Below are 19,160 nucleotides of genomic sequence, written 5' to 3' on the forward strand. Positions count from 1 at the left end.
GACCCGACATTCGAAATCGGCGTGTCTCACAACGATGGCGGATCCGCCATCGGACCGCCACTCACCGTGAGATTCCGACGCGGCCAGCGAGACCCTACAGCCGCCCTACACCCGTTGCAGCCTATCGAAGGCTATCGCGACTTATGCACATTTATGGTACATATCCCATAAATGTCTATAATTGTCGATTTGGATCCCGCCCTCAACCCCTTCAAACCCGGCTCCGGTCTGCGGCCCCCCGCCCTGGAAGGCCGGGACCAGGAGCGCCAGGAATTCGATCTGCTCGTCGCCCGCAGCAAGCGCCGCAACTATGACCGCGGCATGGTGCTCTCCGGACTTCGCGGTGTCGGGAAGACCACCCTGCTCAACAACCTCGCCGAGCACGCCGAACGGCATGGGTGGTTGGCGATCAGCATCGAGGCCCGGCCGAACGAGGCCGGGATCGCCGCGGTCCGCGCCCGGCTCGGCTACGAACTCGCCGTCGGCCTGCGCCGCTTCAGCCGCAAACACCAGTTGCACAAGGTCATCGACGATCTCGTCTCCCTCGCACGGGGTTTCACCCTCGGTGTCGGGCTCGGCCCGGCCAAGCTCGAGGTCACCCTCGGGGGCAGGCCGCCAGCGGAGACATCGACCTCGACCTCGAGGAGTTGGTCGAGGCGATCAGCGACGTCATGCGGAAAAGGGGCACCGCGTTCGGGCTGTTCATCGACGAGATGCAGGACCTCGACACCGACCTGCTCGGCGCCCTGCTCGCGGTGCAACACCGCGCCAGCCAACGAGAATGGCCGTTCTTCGTCATCGGCGCCGGCCTGCCCAGCCTTCCGGCGGTGCTCGCCGACAGCCGCTCTTACGCGGAACGGCAATTCTCCTACCGGACGATCGGACCGCTCTCCCCCACCGATGCCGCCGACGCGCTCCGGGTACCGGTCGAAGCCCACGGCGGTGCGTTCACACCCGAAGCGCTCGACATTGTCGTCGAAGCCAGCGGGGGCTACCCGTACTTCCTGCAAGAGTTCGGCAAGGCAATCTGGCACACCGCCCCGACCACCCCGTTCGACGCCGAGGATGCCCACACCGCGATCGAGGAGGGCCGCCGAGCACTCGACGACGGATTCTTCCCCTCCCGGTGGATCCGCGCCACCGACCGGGAACGCCGCTACCTGCGCGCCATCGCCGCCACCGGGGAACACACTCCCCGGTCCGGGAAGGTCGCCGCAGCCATGGGCGTAGCGACAACCGCGGTCAGCGATGTTCGCGACTCCGCCATCAAAAAGGGGCCTCATCTGGTCCCCCGAACACGGCCGCATCGCGTTCACCGTCCCAGGCATGGCCGAGTTCATCCGGCGCCAACCCACCGCCTGACAGCCCACGAACACCCGCACCGCATCAGAAGGGGGACCGCGGCGCACCACCGGCGGCGGCCCGAAGTCCACAGCACCGGCCCCCGGCCGACACACCCCGTCGAGACAAAGGCACCGCACCGAGAGCGGCCGCAGACAAATCAGTACCGCGGGCGCCCCGGGTGCGCCATCCCGGACGGAGGCCGAACCGTCAAGTGTGGTCGCTGACGCGGCGGCCATATCAGTTCGGTTCGGCCGCCAAATCAGGCCGCTTGTACGTCAAGCGTCGAGCACCAGTTTCGGTGTGCGTGAACGTCCGACGCAGATCATCATCGTTTCGCCTTTCTCGCGGTCGGCTTCCGACAGGATCGAGTCGTGGTGTTCGGGGATTCCGTCGAGTACCCGGGTTTCGCAGGATCCGCAGAATCCGTCCTCACAGGAGTAGAGGATGTCCGGGTTCGCTTCGAGGACGACGTCGAGGAGAGTCCGGTCGGCGGGCACCTTGAGAGTGCATCCGGTCCGACGTAGCTCCACCTCGAATTCTTCCGGACTCTGGCCCTCCGATGCCTCGGCTGCTGCGGCAGGATCGGCACCAACGGCGGGAGCGCCAAATCGCTCGAAGTGCATCGCACTCTCACCCAGCAGGCGCTCGCATGTCGATTTCGTAGCCTGCAGTAGCCCTTCGGGTCCGCAGCAGTACACGGCGGTGCCCGGCGGCACGTCGGACAGTGCGGCCTCGAGATCGAGGTTGCCGTACTCATCGGTGGGGTAGATTGTGACGTCGCCGAGTGCGTGCAATTCGTCGGCGAACGCCATCGACGCGCGGCTGCGGCCACCGTAGAGTGCGGACCAGCTGGCGTTCTCGCGGGTGAGTTGCCGCGCCATCGCCAGGATCGGAGTGACACCGATACCACCGGCGATCAGGACATAGTGTGCCGCCTGCTCGAGTGGGAACAGGTTGCGGGGACCGCGCACTGCCAGGAGATCGCCCACGCGGACGGTGTCGTGAATCTCCCTCGATCCTCCGCGCCCCTCGTTCTCCTTCAGGACGGCGATCCGGTAGGAGGTCTTGTCGGTGGGGTCACCGCAGAGGCTGTACTGCCGGATAGTCCCGGAGGGCAGGACGAGGTCGATGTGTGCCCCCGGCTCCCACTCGGGGAGGGACGCGCCGTCGGGTCGGTCGAGGGTCAGCGACAGTACGCCATCGGATTCGAGTCGCTGTTGCCGGACCACCAGCTGGTTGGTCTCGTGTGTCATGTCAGCTCCTTGGGGTCGAGAGAACGGGCGCGTACGCACCATCGGTGCGGTATCCCCCCTTGAGGACATCGACGAATGCGGTGGCGAGAGAGACCTGGGTGATGGACACCAGCATGTCGAGTTCCATCCTCAGCACTGCCATCGCTTCGGCGCCCTGCGGACTGTCCCAGTCCTGTTGATCGACCAGGACACCGGCAAGCAGGTTGCCCGACTGGCGGGCTGCTTCGGCCATCGTGGTGGCGAAGCCGACGGGCACTTGGGACAGCACCGAGCCGATGAGGATGACCATGTCCGATTCGGCGTTCAACTCGTCGATGCGGCGTGGGACGGCTATGTCGGCGTTGATGTCGCGCGCTGTGGCCGTGTTCGGCGAGTGCTCGGTAACAACGTGCACATCGGTCAACCCGGCTGCGGCCATCTCGGTGACGAGTTGATGACCTGATTCCCCCAGGGGCACCAATAGAATTCGGGCCACATAGGACAACCGGCGTGGTGTCGTCTCGCTCATGACAACATTCCTCATTTCTGATCGATCGGGCGGCGCAGCTGGGGGCGGATGACGACGTGCGGGCTGACCGGCCCCTGGCCGGCGGCCATCCGGCCCAGCATGTCGTCGACCTGATCCAGGTCGACGTCGATGGCGGGAACGATCTCCAAGCCCGACCGCCCGTCGGCGAGGATGTCGATGCTGCGCCGGACGGCTTCCGGTGAGCGTCCGCGTACACCGACGATCGTGTTGGCGCCGCGCACTAGGGACTTGAGATCGAGCTCGCATACCGGAGTCGAGCCGAGTCCGCCGATGACCAGCCGACCCCGCTTGCGCAGTACGCGGGCAGCGGCTGCCACGGCCTCTCCCCCGAGCCCGACCGTGTCGAGCAGGACGTCGGCCCCCTCGCCGTCGGTTGCTCGCCAGATCAGATCAGGAAGGCTGGCGTTGTTGTTGACCACCGGTGCCGCACCGAGTGATTCGGCGATCTCGAGCCGACCGGCCGAGTCCGGCACCCCGATGACGACGATGCGGGCTGCGCCGGCTGCTCGGGCCGCAGCTACGGCCGCAATGCCGTGATACCCGGGGCCGATGACGACGACAGTGGAGCCTTCCTCGGCGCCGCCGGCGTCGACCGTCCAGTCGAGCGCATTAGCGAACGGCTGGGTCCAGGCCGCGAGATCGGCGTCGAGATTCGCGGGCAGGCGGTAGACGAGACTGTTCGCGGTGAGCTGCATGTATTCGGCGTTGCCGCCGTGTAATCCCGACCCGTCTTCGGCCGAGACCAGCCCGACTCTGCGTTTGCCCTGCCACAGGTCGGTTTGGGGGCACATGCGGTAGTCCCTGGTGCGGCACGCCGGACAGTCCGCGCTCCGGCACGGTAGGTATTCCTCCAGTGCGACGCGGTCGCCGGGACGCACGTCCCAGGATGTCGCCTGGGTCTCGTCGAGTGAGACGACGGTTCCGACGACGTGATGGCCGAGGACGGTGGGAGAGTCGAGTCCGCCGCGATAGAGACTGACATCGGTCCCGCACACCGCGGAGGATTCGACTTTGAGCCAGCCCACCGCACCGACTGCCGCGTCGGTATCGAGATGGCGGACGGTCGTGGTCGTGTCGGGCATCGACACCGCGGCGCGGACCAGCCTCGGCGGGCGGGCTAGCGAGCGCGTCGGTGCGATGTCGATGTCGGCGCTGTTGGTCACGACGGACTCCTTGTTCTCGTTGCCTGGGTGATCAGATGGAGACGAAGTCTTCGCCCTCGACCATGCGGAGCGCATCCTCGGCGCCCTCCTTGAAGGGCGTCGCTTTCGGCAGCAGGACCGAGGTCGACCGCACACGCTGATGTTCGGGCTTCATCCCGGGCAGGGTCCGCGCCTCGAGCTCTTCAAGGGCGCCGAGCAGCCGGCGCCGGGCCAAGATGATGCCCGCGTCCGAGGTTCCGAGTCGTTCCTTGGTGCGATCGCAGATCTCGCCCATCGACTCCTGCAGGGAGAAGTCCTGTGCGGCGATGCCCTCGATGCCGGAGAACGTCTTCTTCTGTCGCTGGGCCTCGCGGTCGATCAGGTAGTCGTTGTCCTTGTTCGCCAGTGTCCGGTAGGTCCCGGGGATGTACTTGGCGTGGATACCTTCTCCGTTGCGCATCGACGCGAGCTCGTCGTCGCGCAGTTCCCGGGTGGGGTGGTAGTTGATGCTCCACGCCCAGCAGGTCTCGTCGTCGATCGGCACCCAGGCGTGCCCGCCGAGCGGGTTGTGGGTGCCGAACGGCGGAATGATGGTGTACCAGGGCATGATCCATTGCGTGATCCGCCAGTAGTACTCCTCGTCGTTGGCGTTGCGGCGGGCCCCGATGACCAGGCCGCCGTCGCTCTCGGCGACCTCGAACTTCGGGCGGGTGTCGGCCTTGAGGTACTTGTTGCCCTCGGTTCCCGAGTGCATCGGGTCGTCGTCGAGGTTGAATCGGTGCGCGAACGAGACGTGACTCGAGTCGATCCCGCCCTCCATCGCCTGCAGGTAATTGGTCTCCTGCAGGCGCTTGGATACGAAGCGGTGGCTGTCGCCGAGCATCGCCCACTCGAGTTCGGGCAGCTCGGGTTTCAGCTCGGGTGGGCCCATATAGGTCCAGATCACGCCACCGCGCTCGACACACGGGTACGCCTTCTGCTTGATCCGGGATTTGAACTTCGAGTCCTCCGGCTCGGAGGGCATGTCGACACAGTTGCCCTCGACGTCGTACTTCCAGCCGTGGTATGCGCAGCGCAGTCCGCAGTCCTCATTGCGGCCGAAGTACAGCGAGGCGGTGCGGTGACTGCAGAACTCGTCGAGAAGACCGAGCCGGCCCTGGGTGTCGCGGAAGGCGATCAGTTGCTCGCCGAGCAACTTGACCCGGACCGGAGCGCAATCCGGCTCCGGCAACTCCTCCGCCAGCAGTGCCGGGATCCAGTATCGGCGAAAGAGCCGGCCCATCGGCGTATCGGGGCCCGTCTGTACCAGCAGGGTGTTTTGGTCTTGCGTCAGCATGAGAGTCCTTTCGACCTTCTGCGGCCGTTTGTGTCCGCATAGCGCGCAGCTGCGCGTAAATTGATCGGCGGTACGACTGTGACACAAACCGCCTCGTAGCGTCAACCTTGGACGGCCTAACCTTTCGGCCCCAAGACCCAGGTCCTCGCCATTTCAGTCACCGAGATGCGCAGCCCGGCCGCTCCTGATCGCGCGCAATCCCACCGAAGAGTTCTCCGAAGAGCACGCGCATATGCGCGCAGAGCGAACTCCACTAGACTCTCGGTAGTGGACTCCAATGGAGCCACTCGGCGAGTGCAGCCACCGGAGAGGGAGCAGATGACGCGAGCCAGGAGCGCAGTCGACGGCATACCGTCGTCGACGCCCGTGCGGCCGGCCCGGCCGAAGGACGCGGTCCAATCACTCGAACGCGCCATCGCGGTGCTGACCACCTTCGACCGCGAGCATCGTGCCCTCACGCTGACCGAGGTCGCAGATCGATGCCGACTTCCCCGCTCAGCGGCGCGGCGATTCCTACACACGCTTGTCGAACTCGGATTCGTCGAGGTCTCCGGCCGCAAGTTCACCCTGACGCCGCGGGTGCTCGAGCTGGGCTACGCCAATCTGTCGAGGTTCACCTTGGCTGACGTGTGCCAACCCCACCTCGAGACCCTTGCGCGAAACCTGGGAGCCTCTGCGTCCGTGACCGTGCTCGAAGGCCCGGACATTCGGTACGTCAGCAGGGTGGACGTTGCGTCCGGCATGTCGGTGTCCTTGAAGGCGGGTAGCCGGTTGCCCGCCCGCCGGACTGCGGCTGGACAGGTGCTGCTGGCCGCACTTCCCGAGTCCGAGCTGAACCGGCATCTCGATGTCACGGCTAACCAGGACTCTCACACCGCGCTCGCAAAGGACGAGCGCAGTCGACTCGAGCGCGAGTTGGACATCATCCGCCGTCAGGGCTGGGCCTTCGCCGATCAAGTCCTCGACGTCGGCGTGCAAGCGTTGGCCGTGCCGCTTCGTTCCCGAACCGGCCGCAACGTCGGCGCGCTCACGGTGTCGATGTACCAAACACACGAACCTGCGCGCACCCTGGTTCCGCGGTACCTTCCCCCGCTCCTCGAAACCGCCGGCCGGATCTCCCTGGAACTGCGCGCCGGAATCGAAATCTGATTGCACGGCCTGCTGCGGGGGCGCGAACGTCCGCCCAGTCGCCGAGTGACCACGGTTTGTTCCATCGGCATCCCCGGTTACCCGTTGCGACACTGTGGCGGCGCACGAGGCGTCCCGGGGCGGCAAGGGTGGGCAACACCCCAGGGCCTGCGACACTTGCGTCCGAAGATAGAATACCTGAACGCTATGCGGACGCCTGAGGAGGCAACCGTGCGCATCGTCGCACGGCAATAGGACTGTCGATGGAGTACCTGCAGTGAACAACCGCGATTTCCGAGGACTACTGCCGCTGTTGACTGCGGCCATGGCCATCGGGCCGTTGCTGACCTACGGGCTGAGTTCGACGAGTGCGCTGGTCATCGACTCGCTCGGTATCACCGCGATGCAGTTCGGGATGCTTGCCACGCTCACCTTCCTGACGGCGGCTGCCCTGTCCCTGGCCTTCGGCCGGTTCAGTGATCGCTTCCCCGCTCGCGCCCTGCTCGTCACGGTATTCGCGGGCGCCGCACTCTCGTTCGTCGTCGCGGCGCTGTCGACGAACTACCTATGGTTGTTGGCGGCCATGGCCTTGTCCGGGGCAGCGCAGGCTCTGTCGAACCCGGTCACCAATCGCGTGATCAGCGACCACGCCCCACCGGCCAAGCGGTCACCCTGGATCGGAGTAAAGCAGTCGGGGGTGCAGGCAAGTCAACTCGCGGCCGGGATCGGATGCCCCACCCTGGCGCTTGCCTGGGGATGGCGAGGCCCGCTGTGGGTCGGCGCCGCCATCGCGGGCGTCTCGGCCATCCTGGCCTTGCGTTTCGCACCGTCTCGTGCGCATGGGCGTCGGTCGGCGAGCGCGCTCGAGTTCGCTCCACCCTCCTCCGGCCGTACCGGGCACCGATCGCTGCCCCCGGCCATCTGGGTATTCGCCGCCTACGCCTTGTTCTCCGGCGCCGCCCTTCAAGCCACCAACGTCTATCTTCCGCTGTTCGCGCACGACGAGATGGGCTTGAACCTCACCGTGGCCGGGCTCACCGCAGCGATTGCCGGCCTGATCGGTGTCACCGCGCGGATCGGCTGGGGCCGGGCGCTTGCCGGGAAAACCGGCCCCTTCGTCCTGCTGCTGATCCTCGCATCGGGCTCCACGCTCGGCGCACTCGCACTACTCGGCGCCCAACTTCTGGGATGGCGTCCCCTCCTGTGGCTCGGCGTCGGCGTCCACGGCGCGACCGCGCTCGCGGCCAACGTGGTCTTGATGGCCGGCGCGCTCCGCGTGGTTCAGACCAGCACCGTGGGCCGCGCCTCGAGTGCCATCGCGGTCGGGATGTACCTCGGATTCGCCTGCGGGCCCGCGCTGATGGGACTGCTGTCCGACCACACCGGCGGATTCGCGACCGGCTGGTCAGCTGCGGTGGCGCTGTACACGGTATGCATCGCCCTCAGCCTCTGGGGGATCCGCGGTTCCGATGCACGCACCCCGTCGGCAGCACCCCGCGAAGTAGATAGGTTGAGCCTGTGAGCGAGAACGAAGCGACCACGACGGCGCCGGAACAGAACCGCGATCACGTTCAAGCTCTCGGCCGGGGGCTCGAGGTACTCAAACTGTTCGGGCGAGAACGCCGCCCCCTCTCGGTCACCGAGGTCGCGGCCCTCGCCGGCATCACCCGCACCGCGGCCCGGCGTTTCGTGCTGACACTGGAGTACATGGGCTACCTGTCCTACGACGGCACCGCCTACACCGCCCGCCCCGCGGTACTCGAGGTCGGTGATGCCTACGTCCTGAGCAGCGGCCTTCCCGATATCGTCCGGCCCTACCTCGAGCGCCTGGCCGAGCAGACACAGGAGACGGCGTCCCTCACCGTGCTGCACCGCGACACGATCTTCTACGTCGACCGGGTCCAGGCCAACCGGGTCCTCACGGTCGAGATCGTAGTCGGGACGAGTCTGCCGGCCTACGCCGTCGCCACCGGACGTGTGCTTCTGTCGGACCGTACGGATGCCGAACTCGACGCCTATCTGGCGACCGTGAACACCCACAGTTACACCGAGGCCACCACGATCGACACCACCGAACTGCGCGCGAAGATCATCGATGCTCGCAACGAGGGATGGTCACTGGCGGACCAGGAACTCACCGAGGGGGTCCGTTCGATTGCCGTGCCCATTCGCGACGCTGAAGGCCACGCAGTCGCGGCCCTCAACGTCTCCGCCCAGTCATCGCGTGTCTCACTCGACCACATGAGGGGATCAATTCTCACCGCACTCCAGAAAGCAGCCGAGCAGATCCGCGAGGAGCTGACGGGAATCTGAAGACTCGTCGGCGGTCGGGCGCCGTTTCTCGACGGCGATCGGCACGCCGCACGACTGAAGTGTGGCGCGGCGGCTACATGGCCGGTCCGCGTGGCGTCCCATGGCGCGAGCAGATACAAACAATTGACGTCCGCATGGCGCGCAATTGCTCAATAAACGGACGGCACTGTTGTGTGAACACGATCACCTTGATAGAACAGGTGTAGCGCTCGACCCGTCCAAGGTGGCTAGCCCTCAGCTTTTCGGCGCGGCGCCTACGCGTGACGTTCACAGCCCACTTCCACACTTCGACTGCGCCAACGCTATTCAACTAAACGGCAACGATCCTCTGCGACGCGTTCCGGGTTGAAGCCCAGCCCCGAGACCCTGAGCAATCGCGCCGAGACCAGACAGGAACGACCTCGTGCAGACAATTTCCGCATCCCCTGATCAGCAGGTACGCAACCGGTATCGGTGGGTAGTACTCGTGCTCTGCTGGCTCGCCTTCACCATGACCTCCGTCGATCGCTCCACCTGGGGTCCGGCGTCGGTCTTCGTCGGCGAGGATTTCGGCGTACCACTCGCCAGCCTCGGCGTGTTCGCCACCGCGTACTACATCGGTTATGTCTGCTCCAACGCCCTCACGGGGGTGCTGTCCGACCGATTCGGTGGCCGCGAGGTGGTCACCGCGTCGCTTGCCGGTGCAGGTGTGTTCATGATGGTCTTCGGATCAACCACTACCGCGGCGATCGGCATCGGTGTGCAGGCGGTCGTCGGTTTCTTCGCCGGCGCCGACTATGCCGCAGGCGTCAAACTCCTTGCAAGCTGGTTCAAGCCCAAGGAACTCGGCAAGGTCATGGGACTGTTCACCTCCGCCACCTCACTCGGCACCGTCATCGCCAATACAGTCGTCCCGTGGATGATCAACCACTACAGCTGGCACGCCTCCTACCATCTTTTCGGTGCCATCTCGGTCGTCACCGCGATCGCCTGTTATGTGATCATTCGCCCGGGACCGGTCGCCAACAGGGTCGCTACGACCGGCGACGGCAAGCGCCCCTCCGCGTGGAAGACACTGACCACCAACCGTGACCTGATGTTGCTCTCGCTCGCCGGGTTTGGCGGCTTTTGGGGCACATACGGATTCGTCACCTGGTCGAACGCCCTTCTCATCAAAGGCCATGGAGTCTCCGGCACCACCGCCGGATTCATCGTGGCCATCTTCGCGGGCGTAGCGGTGTTCAGCAAGCCCCTTATCGGAATGCTCGGCGACAAGGTCGGCAGCGCCCGAAAGCCCGCGATCGTCATCCTCGCGCTGTTCGCCGTGATCCTGATCTTCTTCGGCACCCTGGACAACGTCCCGGCGCTCCTGATTGCGGCACCCGTCCTCGGCCTGGTCGGATACGGATACCTGCCGCTGATCGTCGCGATGATTCCGCGTCTGGTTTCGAGCGAGGTCACCGGTACCGCTGCCGGCGCCTCCAACGCCTTCTGGCAGATCGCCAGCACTCTCGTCCCTCTCGCGATCGGCGCGGTCTTCTCCGCCACCGGCTCGTTCCTGGCGGCGTTCTCCGCCCTCGCCGTCGGACCGATGATCGGCGCAGTCGTCCTGTACTTCGTCGACGAGGACGGCGGAAGGATCACGGTCGCCGACCCGGCACAGGAACCTCCCGCCACCACCACACACTGATACCCACTTCCCAACGACACGACGGACTCCCGAGGGAGGCCGTCGTGTCGTTGGTTGCAGCGCACTCGGGCGTGATCGTCGTTAGCCAGCGCGGCGGCAAATTCGCGGGAGTCGTCGCTGCTGAACGGTGTGACCGGGTAAAGACGACCAACGACCCTGCGGGCAATCGGGTCAGAAGGAGTGCCGCGAGGAGCGTCGGACGACCAGTTCGGGGACGAACAGAATCTGCTGGTGCCGGTGGGGGTGTTCCTGTTCTTCGCGGACGAGCAACTCGGCCGCGGTGCGGCCGAGTTGTCTGCGCGGTTGTCGCACCGAGCTGAGTGGGACCGCCGCCGCGGCGGCGAAGTCGATGTCGTCGTATCCGACCATGGCCAGGTCCTCGGGCACACGCACCCCCGCACCGACGCATTCCTGGAGCAGGCCGAGCGCGAGCAGATCGTTGGCGCAGAAGACCGCGGTGGGCCGCACCCGCGTCGACAACCCCAGCAGGCGCTCGCCGGCGTTCTTACCCTCGGCCACGGTCAACGCGGCGGTCTCGATGTCGACCAGGTGCTCCGCCGTACGACCTGTGTTCGAGAGCGCTTGCAGCGCACCGTGTCTGCGATCGCGCACCTGCCCGAGAGCGAAAGGACCGCCCACGAACGCGATGCGGTCATGACCCATCTCGAGCAGATGCTCGATGGCGAGCTCGCCGCCACGCACGTCGTCGACGGCCACCGAACAGTGGGTGTTCCCGCTGCGGGTGCGGTCGACGATGACCACCGGTGTGCCGCGGCGTGGGAGCTCGTCGAGGATGGCGGCCTCGGGGTCGGCTGGGGTGATCAGAATGCCCTGGACCCGCTGTTGTTCGAGCCGGTTCAGATACGACAGCTCACGGTCCGGGCGGTTGTCGCTGTTGCAGAGGAACAGCGACAGATCGTGCGCCTCCGCCTCCTGTTCGATGCCGCGGGCGACGTCGGTGAAGAACGGGTTGGAGCCGTCGAGCATCACGTAGCCCAGCGTGCGCGAGCGACCCGCCCGCAGCTGCCGGGCGGATTCGTTGCGGACGAAACCGAGTTGCGCCATCGCCGCATGGACGCGGGCGCGGGTCTTGACGCTGACCACCTCGGGGCGGTTGAGCACGTTCGACACGGTGCCCATCGACACGCCTGCCGCCTCGGCGACGTCGCGCACTCCGGCGGCCTGGCCAGTAGGGCGATGCGGATCAGCGACTGTCACACCTGCCCCCTCGGGTTGAAACGTTGGTCCGACACAGCCTACCGAGCACGTCACCCTGCTGCGCGGAAGCATGGCGGTTCCCACCCCGCCGGACCTCGGCATCGCACTCGCCCGCCACGCTCACGCATGAGTGCGTGAGCAGTACCTGACCTGCGGAATCCGCCATCGCAACGACACCACCTACCTGACGACTGCCGTGCGGCTGGGTTTTACGTACTGCGGAATCATCTGAGCCCAGACGACCGGGCCGGAATTGAAACGATCAATTCAACTTCGATGTTCGATTCGATCAGCCTTGACAGGCGGCCAGCCTACAGCGTTACACTCGTCACATCTTAAAACGTTTCAATTTGTCATTACCACCATCGAGGAAGACGACATGCCGACTTTCAGCGATATCGCGGGGCAGCTCGCGGGCCAGGCCATCGAGCTCCCCTCCTGGGCGTTCGGTAACTCGGGGACCCGGTTCAAGGTGTTCAGCACCGCCGGGGTGCCGCGGGACCCGTACGAGAAGATTGCGGACGCGGCGAAGGTGCACGAGCTGACCGGGTTGGCGCCGTCGGTCGCGCTACACATTCCCTGGGACCGGGTCGACGATTTCGACAAGCTGGAGACCCACGCGGCGAACCTCGGCGTTCGCCTGGGCACGATCAACTCCAACACGTTCCAGGACGAGGACTACAAATTCGGCAGCCTCACCCACGTGGACGAGCGGATTCGTGCAAAGGCTATAGCCCACATGCACGAATGCATCGACATCATGGACGTCACCGGAAGCCGGGATCTGAAGATCTGGCTCCCGGACGGCACCAATTACCCCGGCCAGGGTGATCTGCGCGGCAGGCAGGACCGGCTGGCGGACTCGCTGCGACAGGTCTACGCCCGTCTCGGGCAGGAGCAGCGGCTGGTGCTCGAGTACAAGTTCTTCGAACCCGCCTTCTACGCCACCGATGTTCCGGACTGGGGCACCTCGTACGCGCACTGTGTCGCGCTCGGCGAGCGTGCGTTCGTGTGCCTCGACACCGGCCATCACGCGCCGGGCACGAACATCGAGTTCATCGTCGCGCAGTTGCTGCGCCTAGGCCGGCTCGGATCGTTCGACTTCAACTCTCGTTTCTACGCCGACGACGATCTCATCGTGGGTGCGGCGGATCCGTTCCAGTTGTTCCGCATCATGTTCGAGGTCGTCCGCGGTGGCGGCTATGGTCCCGACAGCACGGTGGCGTTCATGCTCGACCAGTGCCACAACGTCGAGGAAAAGATCCCGGGCCAGATCCGCTCGGTCCTCAACGTGCAGGAGATGACCGCCCGCGCACTGCTCGTCGACCGGGCCGCGCTGGCCGAGGCGGAGCGTGCGGGTGACGTGCTCGGCGCCAACGAGGTGTTCATGAACGCCTTCTACACCGATGTCCGCTCGGACCTGGCCGACTGGCGCGCCTCGCGCGGTCTGCCCGCGGACCCGATGCGGGCCTACCGCGAGAGCGGATACGCAGACCACATCGCCGCCGACCGCGTCGGCGGCACCCAAGCCGGATGGGGAGCCTGAGAGAACATCATGACTGACAACACCAACACCACTGTCGAGCAGTTGCTGGCCCGGTCGAACCGGCTCGGTTCCGATCCGAAGAACACCAACTACGCCGGCGGCAACACCTCCGCGAAAGGCACCGAGATCGACCCGGTCACCGGGGAGAGCGTCGAGCTGATGTGGGTCAAGGGGTCCGGGGGCGACCTCGGCACGCTCACCGAGAAGGGCTTGGCGGCACTGCGACTGGACCGGATGCGAGCTCTGGTCGGCGTCTACCCGGGCGTCGAGAGGGAAGACGAGATGGTCGCCGCGTTCGACTACTGCCTGCACGGCAAGGGCGGTGCGGCCCCGTCGATCGACACCGCCATGCATGGCCTGGTCGACGCCGCCCACGTCGATCACCTGCACCCCGATTCCGGCATCGCGATCGCCACCGCCGCGGACGGTGAGCAGCTCACCAAGACGATCTTCGGCGACAAGGTGGTGTGGGTGCCGTGGCGGCGCCCCGGCTTCCAGCTCGGCCTCGACATCGCCGAGGTGAAGGAGACCCACCCCGACGCCATCGGCACCATCCTCGGCGGCCACGGCATCACCGCCTGGGGCGCGACCAGCGACGAGGCCGAGGCCAACTCGACGTGGATCATCGCGACCGCCCAGGCCTATCTCGATCAGCATGGGTCCGCAGATCCGTTCGGCGCCGCCCGCGACGGATTCACGGCCCTGCCCGAGGGCGAGCGGCGCGCCAAGGCCGCCGCACTGGCGCCGCACCTGCGCAAGGCCGCCTCCCGCGACAAGCCGATGGTCGGGCACTTCAGTGACACCGATGTCGTGCTCGAGTTCCTCGCGAGCGAAAAACTGGCGCCGCTCGCCGAACTCGGCACCTCCTGCCCCGACCATTTCCTGCGCACCAAGGTCAAGCCGCTGGTGCTCGACCTGCCCGCGACCGCCTCCGTCGAGGAGTGCATCACCCGGCTGGCCGAGCTGCACGAGAGGTACCGCGCCGACTACCAGTCCTATTACGACCGGCACGCCACCGCCGACTCGCCCGCAATCCGCGGCGCGGACCCGGCGATCATCCTGGTCCCCGGTGTCGGCATGTTCTCCTACGGCAAGGACAAGCAGACCGCCCGCGTGGCCGGCGAGTTCTACACCAACGCGATCAACGTGATGCGCGGCGCCGAATCCGTCTCCACCTACGCCCCCATCGACGAGAGCGAGAAGTTCCGGATCGAGTACTGGGCGCTCGAGGAAGCGAAGCTGCAGCGCATGCCCGAGCCGCGCTCGCACGCCGGCCGGATTGCGCTGGTCACCGGCGCCGCCGGCGGCATCGGCAGGGCCATCGCCACTCGTCTCGCTGCCGAGGGCGCGTGCGTGGTGATCGCCGACCTCGACCTGGACAAGGCCCGCGCCGCCGCCGAGGAGATCGGCACCGCCGACGTCGCAATCGGTGTGCAGGCCGACGTCACCGACACCGCCCAGGTTCGTGCCGCCGTCGACGCCGCACTGCTCGCCTTCGGCGGCCTCGACCTGCTCGTCAACAACGCGGGCCTGTCGATCTCCAAGCCGCTGCTCGAGACCACCGAGAAGGACTGGGATCTGCAACACGACGTCATGGCCAAGGGCAGCTTCCTGATGGCCCAGGCCGCCGCGAAGGCGATGATCGACCAGGAACTCGGCGGGGACATCGTCTACATCTCGTCCAAGAACTCGGTCTTCGCGGGCCCCAACAATATCGCCTACAGTGCGGTGAAAGCCGATCAGGCACACCAGGTTCGACTGCTCGCAGCCGAACTCGGCGGGTACGGCATCAAGGTCAACGGGATCAATCCCGACGGCGTCGTCCGCGGCAGCGGCATCTTCGCCGGCGGCTGGGGCGCCCAGCGCGCCGCGGTGTACGGGGTCGAGGAGGACAAGCTCGGTGAATTCTACGCCCAGCGCACCCTCCTCAAGCGGGAGGTGCTGCCCGAACACGTCGCCAACGCCGCCGCCCTGATCACCTCCGACGAGTTCAGCCACACCACCGGCCTGCACATTCCCGTCGACGCCGGCGTCGCCGCCGCGTTCCTGCGGTAATCCGATGTCTGCCAGAGTTTTCGGTGCCGTCGACATCGGCGCCTCCAGCGGCCGGGTGATCGCCGGGGTGGTCGATGGTGGCCGCACCACCCTCCACACGGTGCGCCGTTTCGGCAACGGCGCCCACGCGCTCGACGGGCACCTGCGGTGGAACTTCACCGGCCTCTACCAGGAGGTTCTCAGCGGACTGCGGGCCCTCGCGGCCGGGTTCCCGGAGGTGGAATCGATCGGCATCGACACCTGGGCCGTGGACTACGGCCTGCTCGACGCCGACGGCCGGCTGCTGGCCGAACCGATCTCCTATCGGGACGGGCGCAGCGACGCGGTGATCGACGCCGTGCACGATCGCCTCGACCCGGCGGCGCTCTATCGGATCAACGGCCTGCAGTTTTTGCCGTTCAACACGGTGTACCAACTCGAGGCAGACAAACAGTCCCCGCTGTGGGAGAACGCGGCCCACGCGGTGTTGCTACCCGATCTGCTGGCCTACTGGCTCACCGGTGAGCTGCGGACCGAGACGACCAACGCCTCGACGACCGGACTGCTCGACATTCGCACGGGCACTTGGTCGCACGAACTGCTGACCCGGCTCGGCATCACCCCGTCGTTGCTGCCGCCGCTGCAGCGTCCCGGTGATCAGCGCGGTGTGCTGCGGCCGGAGGTCGCCGACAGCACCGGACTGTCCCGGACCACGGTGGTGACGACGGTCGGATCGCACGACACCGCGTCGGCCGTGGCCGCCGTCCCGGCCACCGATACCCGGTTCGCCTACATCTCCAGTGGGACGTGGTCGTTGGCTGGGGTCGAGCTCGCCGACCCGGTTCTCACCGAACAGGCCAGGTGCGCGAAGTTCACCAACGAAGGGGGTGTCGACGGGCGAACCCGGTTCCTCCGCAACGTCGGCGGGCTGTGGCTGCTGCAGGAGTCCCTGCGGACGTGGGCGGAGGAAGGTCGGACGGTGGAGCTGAACGCGGTGCTCGCCGAGGCCACGTCGCTTCTCGGCGGCGGTCCCGAGATCGACGTCGACGACGCCGAGTTCATCCGCCCCGGACAGATGCCCGCCCGCATCCGGGCCGCTGCCGGCCTGCCGTCCTCGGCAGGACCGGCTCAGGTAGTGCGCTGCATCCTCGAATCACTGGCCACCGCGTACCGCGACACCATCGCGGACGCGGTCGCGCTGACCGGTTCCGAGGTGGACACCATCCACATCGTCGGCGGCGGGTCCCAGAACGCACTGCTGTGCCAACTCACCGCCGACCGGTCTGGTCTGCCCCTCACCGCGGGGCCCGTCGAGGCCACCGCACTCGGCAACGTGCTCGTCCAGGCCCGCGCCCGCGGCGCCGCCCCCGAGACCCTCGAGGACATCCGCGCCACGCTGGCACGTACACAGCCGACGCGGCGATACCTGCCTCTGGCGAACACGGTGCGGTCTTTCGCCGACAACTGACAGATCGCCCAGCCCCTCGGTCGGTCCCACCGACCCCGGATCGGTACAGGGTGACCCGAGGCTGTCACAACGCCCCGAATGGGGAGGAGCCTGCTTTGACATGGCCAAAACCAGGACGACGTCACCCGAAAGCCGCGAGGTTGAATCGCTATTGACGACTGTACGCGGCGCAGTTACTGTGATCGCAGACACATTTTTGAATCGTTTCATTTTCAGGTAGGAGTTCGCTCGTGTCCTCATCCCCACCCCTCGAACGCGTGTGCTTTCTACTCCAACTCCGTCCCGACCGGGTCGATGACTACCTGAAGGCACACGACACGGTGTGGCCCGCCATGCTCGATGCCCTCCGCAGCGCCGGCTGGCGCAACTATTCGCTGTTCCTTCGCCCCGAGGACGGACTGGTCGTCGGCTACCTCGAGAGCCCCGACTTCGACCGCGCCGTGTCCGGGATGGCAGCGACCGAGGTGAACCGTCGCTGGCAGCAGTCGATGGCGGAGTACTTCGAGACGCCCGGGCACCCCGACGGCGCGATGCGGCGGCTCACCGAGTACTTCCACCTCGCCTGATCTGCATTTCCCCCAACCCTTCTCCCCCACCGGATACCCGTCCCTGACCTGAGGAACATCATGAAAGTCGGTGCACGAACCACCACCGGGTGGAAAGCGACGATCTCCGTCGCCATGTCCAACTACATCGAGGCGGGCTCGATCATCGCGATCGCGACCAGCCTCGCGTTCTGGCAGGAAGCATTCGGGATCAGCAACTTCGCCGTCGGCCTACTCGCCGCATTGAGCGCCAATGCGTTCGGCGCCGCGATCGGCGCCGGCATCGGGGGACCGCTGTGCGACCGCTACGGCCGCAAGGCGATCTACACCTACGATCTCATCGTCTACATGGTGGGCGTCCTCCTCGCCGCGTTCGCCCTCAACTTTTCGATGCTGCTGGCCGCATTCGTGATCACCGGCATCGCGGTCGGCGCGGGGGTTCCCGCCTCGTGGACCTATATCTCCGAGCAGGCTCCGTCGACGAACCGCGGCCGCCACGTCGGAACGGCTCAGTTGGCGTGGTCTTTCGGCCCGTTGATCGGGTTCGCACTGGCCGCGGCGCTCGCACCGCTCGGACTGCTCGGGTCGCGCCTGGTGTTCCTGCACCTGTTCGTGGTCGCGGCAGTCGTCTGGTGGATCCGGCAGGGACTCGAGGAATCGAAGATCTGGAAGGACGAAGCGTCGGACAGCACGCTGTCGCAGTCGGTGCGCTCCTCCGCCGGTGACCGCGGCCTGCGCGGCCTGTTCACTCGCAAAGTCAACATCACGGCACTGCTCGTGCTGATGGGCATCTACGGTTTCTGGAACACCGTCGCCGGCCAGGCCGGGATCTTCATGCCCCGCGTCTACGACAGCGCAGGCGTCCACAGCGCCGTTCAGCAGAACCTGCTGCAAGTCCTGGTATGGGGCTGCACGGCACTGGCCACGTTCTTCGGTTTCATGGCACTCGTCGACCGGATCTCCCAGCGACTGCTCTACACCGTCGGTGCCGCCCTGGGCATCTGCGCCTGGGCCGTCTTGGTTTTCTTCACCGACGCGGGCATGCCGACCCTGCTGTTGTTCGCCGTCCTGTGGGGCATCTCGTCGGGCATCGGCGCGCAAGCATTCTACGGGTTGTGGGCGAGCGAGCTGTTCGCCACCCCCTACCGGGCCAGCGCGCAGGGTTTCATGTTCTTCGTCGTCCGCTCGGCGACGGGCCTGCTCAGCTACTTCTTCCCCACCCTGCTCGCCGCGTCCGGACTCACCACCGTCGGCCTGCTCCTCATCGGACTCCTCACCGTCGCCCTCATCTTCGGCGCCGTCTGGACTCCGAAGACGCAGGGAAAGACGCTGCAGCAGATCGAGATCGAACGCTACGGGCCCCGAGTCTCGCCGACGCAACCCGTTCCGCCGACGGAGTCAGAGTTATCCGTCCGCGACATCGACTCCACCCACCGCGCGGGCTGAGTGGCGGTCGATCCTGGCCCTCACAGTTGATACGGTGAGCGCCTCGGCGGGGCTCGATTAGGTCCGCGGCCACCGAGGCATGACCCCCGACGAATTTACGAACCCAACCACTTAGAGCGTGTCTGCCAAATATTGGCGGTTGGATGCTCGAGACTGTCCCCGTGTTGCGTGCCAACGAGATTTCCGATG

14 protein-coding genes and 1 pseudogene are annotated in these 19,160 nt (G+C 66.3%); 10 read left to right on the forward strand and 5 right to left on the reverse strand.

Annotated elements, in window-relative coordinates; genetic code table 11:
• The first annotated feature begins 189 nt into the window (after window positions 1-189).
• A pseudogene (locus MLGJGCBP_RS54195) lies at window positions 190-1,362 on the forward strand (AAA family ATPase).
• 257 nt (window positions 1,363-1,619) lie between these two features.
• On the opposite strand, the gene MLGJGCBP_RS06045 reads toward MLGJGCBP_RS54195, so the two are convergent.
• From MLGJGCBP_RS06045 to MLGJGCBP_RS06060, 4 genes are read right to left on the reverse strand one after another with little or no spacing between them, the layout of a single operon-like run.
• Window positions 1,620-2,597 (reverse strand): PDR/VanB family oxidoreductase, encoded by a 978-nt coding sequence (locus MLGJGCBP_RS06045; RefSeq protein WP_160094448.1) that lies wholly within the window; start codon window positions 2,595-2,597, stop codon window positions 1,620-1,622.
• Window position 2,598: 1 nt separating this feature from the next.
• Window positions 2,599-3,105, reverse strand: coding sequence for a hypothetical protein (locus MLGJGCBP_RS06050; protein ID WP_201452975.1), 507 nt, complete (start codon window positions 3,103-3,105; stop codon window positions 2,599-2,601).
• Between the two features lie 11 nt (window positions 3,106-3,116).
• Window positions 3,117-4,289 carry a zinc-dependent alcohol dehydrogenase gene (locus MLGJGCBP_RS06055; RefSeq protein ID WP_160094449.1) on the reverse strand — a complete coding sequence of 391 codons (1,173 nt, stop codon included), beginning with the start codon at window positions 4,287-4,289 and terminating at the stop codon, window positions 3,117-3,119.
• Window positions 4,290-4,320: 31 nt separating this feature from the next.
• A complete protein-coding gene (locus MLGJGCBP_RS06060; protein WP_160094450.1) occupies window positions 4,321-5,604 on the reverse strand; it encodes an aromatic ring-hydroxylating dioxygenase subunit alpha in 1,284 nt (427 codons plus the stop codon).
• 318 nt (window positions 5,605-5,922) lie between these two features.
• Here MLGJGCBP_RS06060 and MLGJGCBP_RS06065 point away from each other — a divergent pair, with 318 nt between their 5' ends.
• The 4 genes from MLGJGCBP_RS06065 to MLGJGCBP_RS06080 all read left to right on the forward strand — a co-directional run bounded on the left by MLGJGCBP_RS06065 (window position 5,923) and on the right by MLGJGCBP_RS06080 (window position 10,714).
• The gene (locus MLGJGCBP_RS06065) at window positions 5,923-6,753 is read left to right on the forward strand and encodes an IclR family transcriptional regulator domain-containing protein (RefSeq protein ID WP_160094451.1); all 831 of its coding nucleotides are present in this window, start codon (window positions 5,923-5,925) and stop codon (window positions 6,751-6,753) included.
• 256 nt (window positions 6,754-7,009) lie between these two features.
• Complete coding sequence (locus tag MLGJGCBP_RS06070; RefSeq protein ID WP_160094452.1) at window positions 7,010-8,254, forward strand: MFS transporter; 1,245 nt, start codon at window positions 7,010-7,012, stop codon at window positions 8,252-8,254.
• Window positions 8,251-9,045, forward strand: a complete 795-nt coding sequence (locus tag MLGJGCBP_RS06075; protein ID WP_160094453.1) for an IclR family transcriptional regulator domain-containing protein — start codon at window positions 8,251-8,253, stop codon at window positions 9,043-9,045. The genes MLGJGCBP_RS06070 and MLGJGCBP_RS06075 overlap by 4 nt, the downstream gene beginning before the upstream one ends.
• Before the next feature lie 403 nt (window positions 9,046-9,448).
• On the forward strand, window positions 9,449-10,714 hold the full coding sequence (locus tag MLGJGCBP_RS06080; protein WP_236580944.1) for an MFS transporter: 1,266 nt from the start codon (window positions 9,449-9,451) through the stop codon (window positions 10,712-10,714).
• Between the two features lie 171 nt (window positions 10,715-10,885).
• Here the strand turns inward: MLGJGCBP_RS06080 and MLGJGCBP_RS06085 are convergent, their stop codons facing one another.
• The gene (locus tag MLGJGCBP_RS06085) at window positions 10,886-11,932 is read right to left on the reverse strand and encodes a LacI family DNA-binding transcriptional regulator (protein WP_268960727.1); all 1,047 of its coding nucleotides are present in this window, start codon (window positions 11,930-11,932) and stop codon (window positions 10,886-10,888) included.
• A 379-nt stretch (window positions 11,933-12,311) separates the two neighbouring features.
• Between MLGJGCBP_RS06085 and rhaI the strand changes: the two genes are divergently transcribed.
• The 5 genes from rhaI to MLGJGCBP_RS06110 all read left to right on the forward strand — a co-directional run bounded on the left by rhaI (window position 12,312) and on the right by MLGJGCBP_RS06110 (window position 18,971).
• Window positions 12,312-13,478: an L-rhamnose isomerase gene (rhaI, locus tag MLGJGCBP_RS06090; RefSeq protein WP_160094454.1), complete on the forward strand. Its 1,167-nt coding sequence runs from the start codon at window positions 12,312-12,314 to the stop codon at window positions 13,476-13,478.
• 9 nt (window positions 13,479-13,487) lie between these two features.
• Complete coding sequence (locus MLGJGCBP_RS06095) at window positions 13,488-15,533, forward strand: bifunctional aldolase/short-chain dehydrogenase (RefSeq protein ID WP_160094455.1); 2,046 nt, start codon at window positions 13,488-13,490, stop codon at window positions 15,531-15,533.
• A gap of 4 nt (window positions 15,534-15,537) precedes the next feature.
• Window positions 15,538-16,980 carry a rhamnulokinase gene (locus tag MLGJGCBP_RS06100; protein ID WP_160094456.1) on the forward strand — a complete coding sequence of 481 codons (1,443 nt, stop codon included), beginning with the start codon at window positions 15,538-15,540 and terminating at the stop codon, window positions 16,978-16,980.
• Window positions 16,981-17,210: 230 nt separating this feature from the next.
• On the forward strand, window positions 17,211-17,546 hold the full coding sequence (locus tag MLGJGCBP_RS06105) for an L-rhamnose mutarotase (RefSeq protein WP_160094457.1): 336 nt from the start codon (window positions 17,211-17,213) through the stop codon (window positions 17,544-17,546).
• Window positions 17,547-17,606: 60 nt separating this feature from the next.
• Window positions 17,607-18,971 (forward strand): MFS transporter, encoded by a 1,365-nt coding sequence (locus MLGJGCBP_RS06110; protein WP_160094458.1) that lies wholly within the window; start codon window positions 17,607-17,609, stop codon window positions 18,969-18,971.
• Window positions 18,972-19,160 lie beyond the last annotated feature (189 nt).

Origin of the sequence: Rhodococcus sp. T7, from assembly GCF_009872365.1 — a bacterium.
In the GTDB taxonomy this organism is placed as follows: Bacteria; Actinomycetota; Actinomycetes; order Mycobacteriales; family Mycobacteriaceae; genus Rhodococcus_F.

What these genes read in the sequence shown, in the direction of transcription:
- rhaI (WP_160094454.1), top strand. Translation starts at nt 12,312, where the DNA reads ATGCCGACTTTCAGCGATATCGCGGGGCAGCTCGCGGGCCAGGCCATC.
- MLGJGCBP_RS06110 (WP_160094458.1), top strand. Translation starts at nt 17,607, where the DNA reads ATGAAAGTCGGTGCACGAACCACCACCGGGTGGAAAGCGACGATCTCC.
- MLGJGCBP_RS06050 (WP_201452975.1), bottom strand. Translation starts at nt 3,105, where the DNA reads ATGAGCGAGACGACACCACGCCGGTTGTCCTATGTGGCCCGAATTCTA.
- MLGJGCBP_RS06095 (WP_160094455.1), top strand. Translation starts at nt 13,488, where the DNA reads ATGACTGACAACACCAACACCACTGTCGAGCAGTTGCTGGCCCGGTCG.
- MLGJGCBP_RS06100 (WP_160094456.1), top strand. Translation starts at nt 15,538, where the DNA reads ATGTCTGCCAGAGTTTTCGGTGCCGTCGACATCGGCGCCTCCAGCGGC.
- MLGJGCBP_RS06065 (WP_160094451.1), top strand. Translation starts at nt 5,923, where the DNA reads ATGACGCGAGCCAGGAGCGCAGTCGACGGCATACCGTCGTCGACGCCC.
- MLGJGCBP_RS06045 (WP_160094448.1), bottom strand. Translation starts at nt 2,597, where the DNA reads ATGACACACGAGACCAACCAGCTGGTGGTCCGGCAACAGCGACTCGAA.
- MLGJGCBP_RS06060 (WP_160094450.1), bottom strand. Translation starts at nt 5,604, where the DNA reads ATGCTGACGCAAGACCAAAACACCCTGCTGGTACAGACGGGCCCCGAT.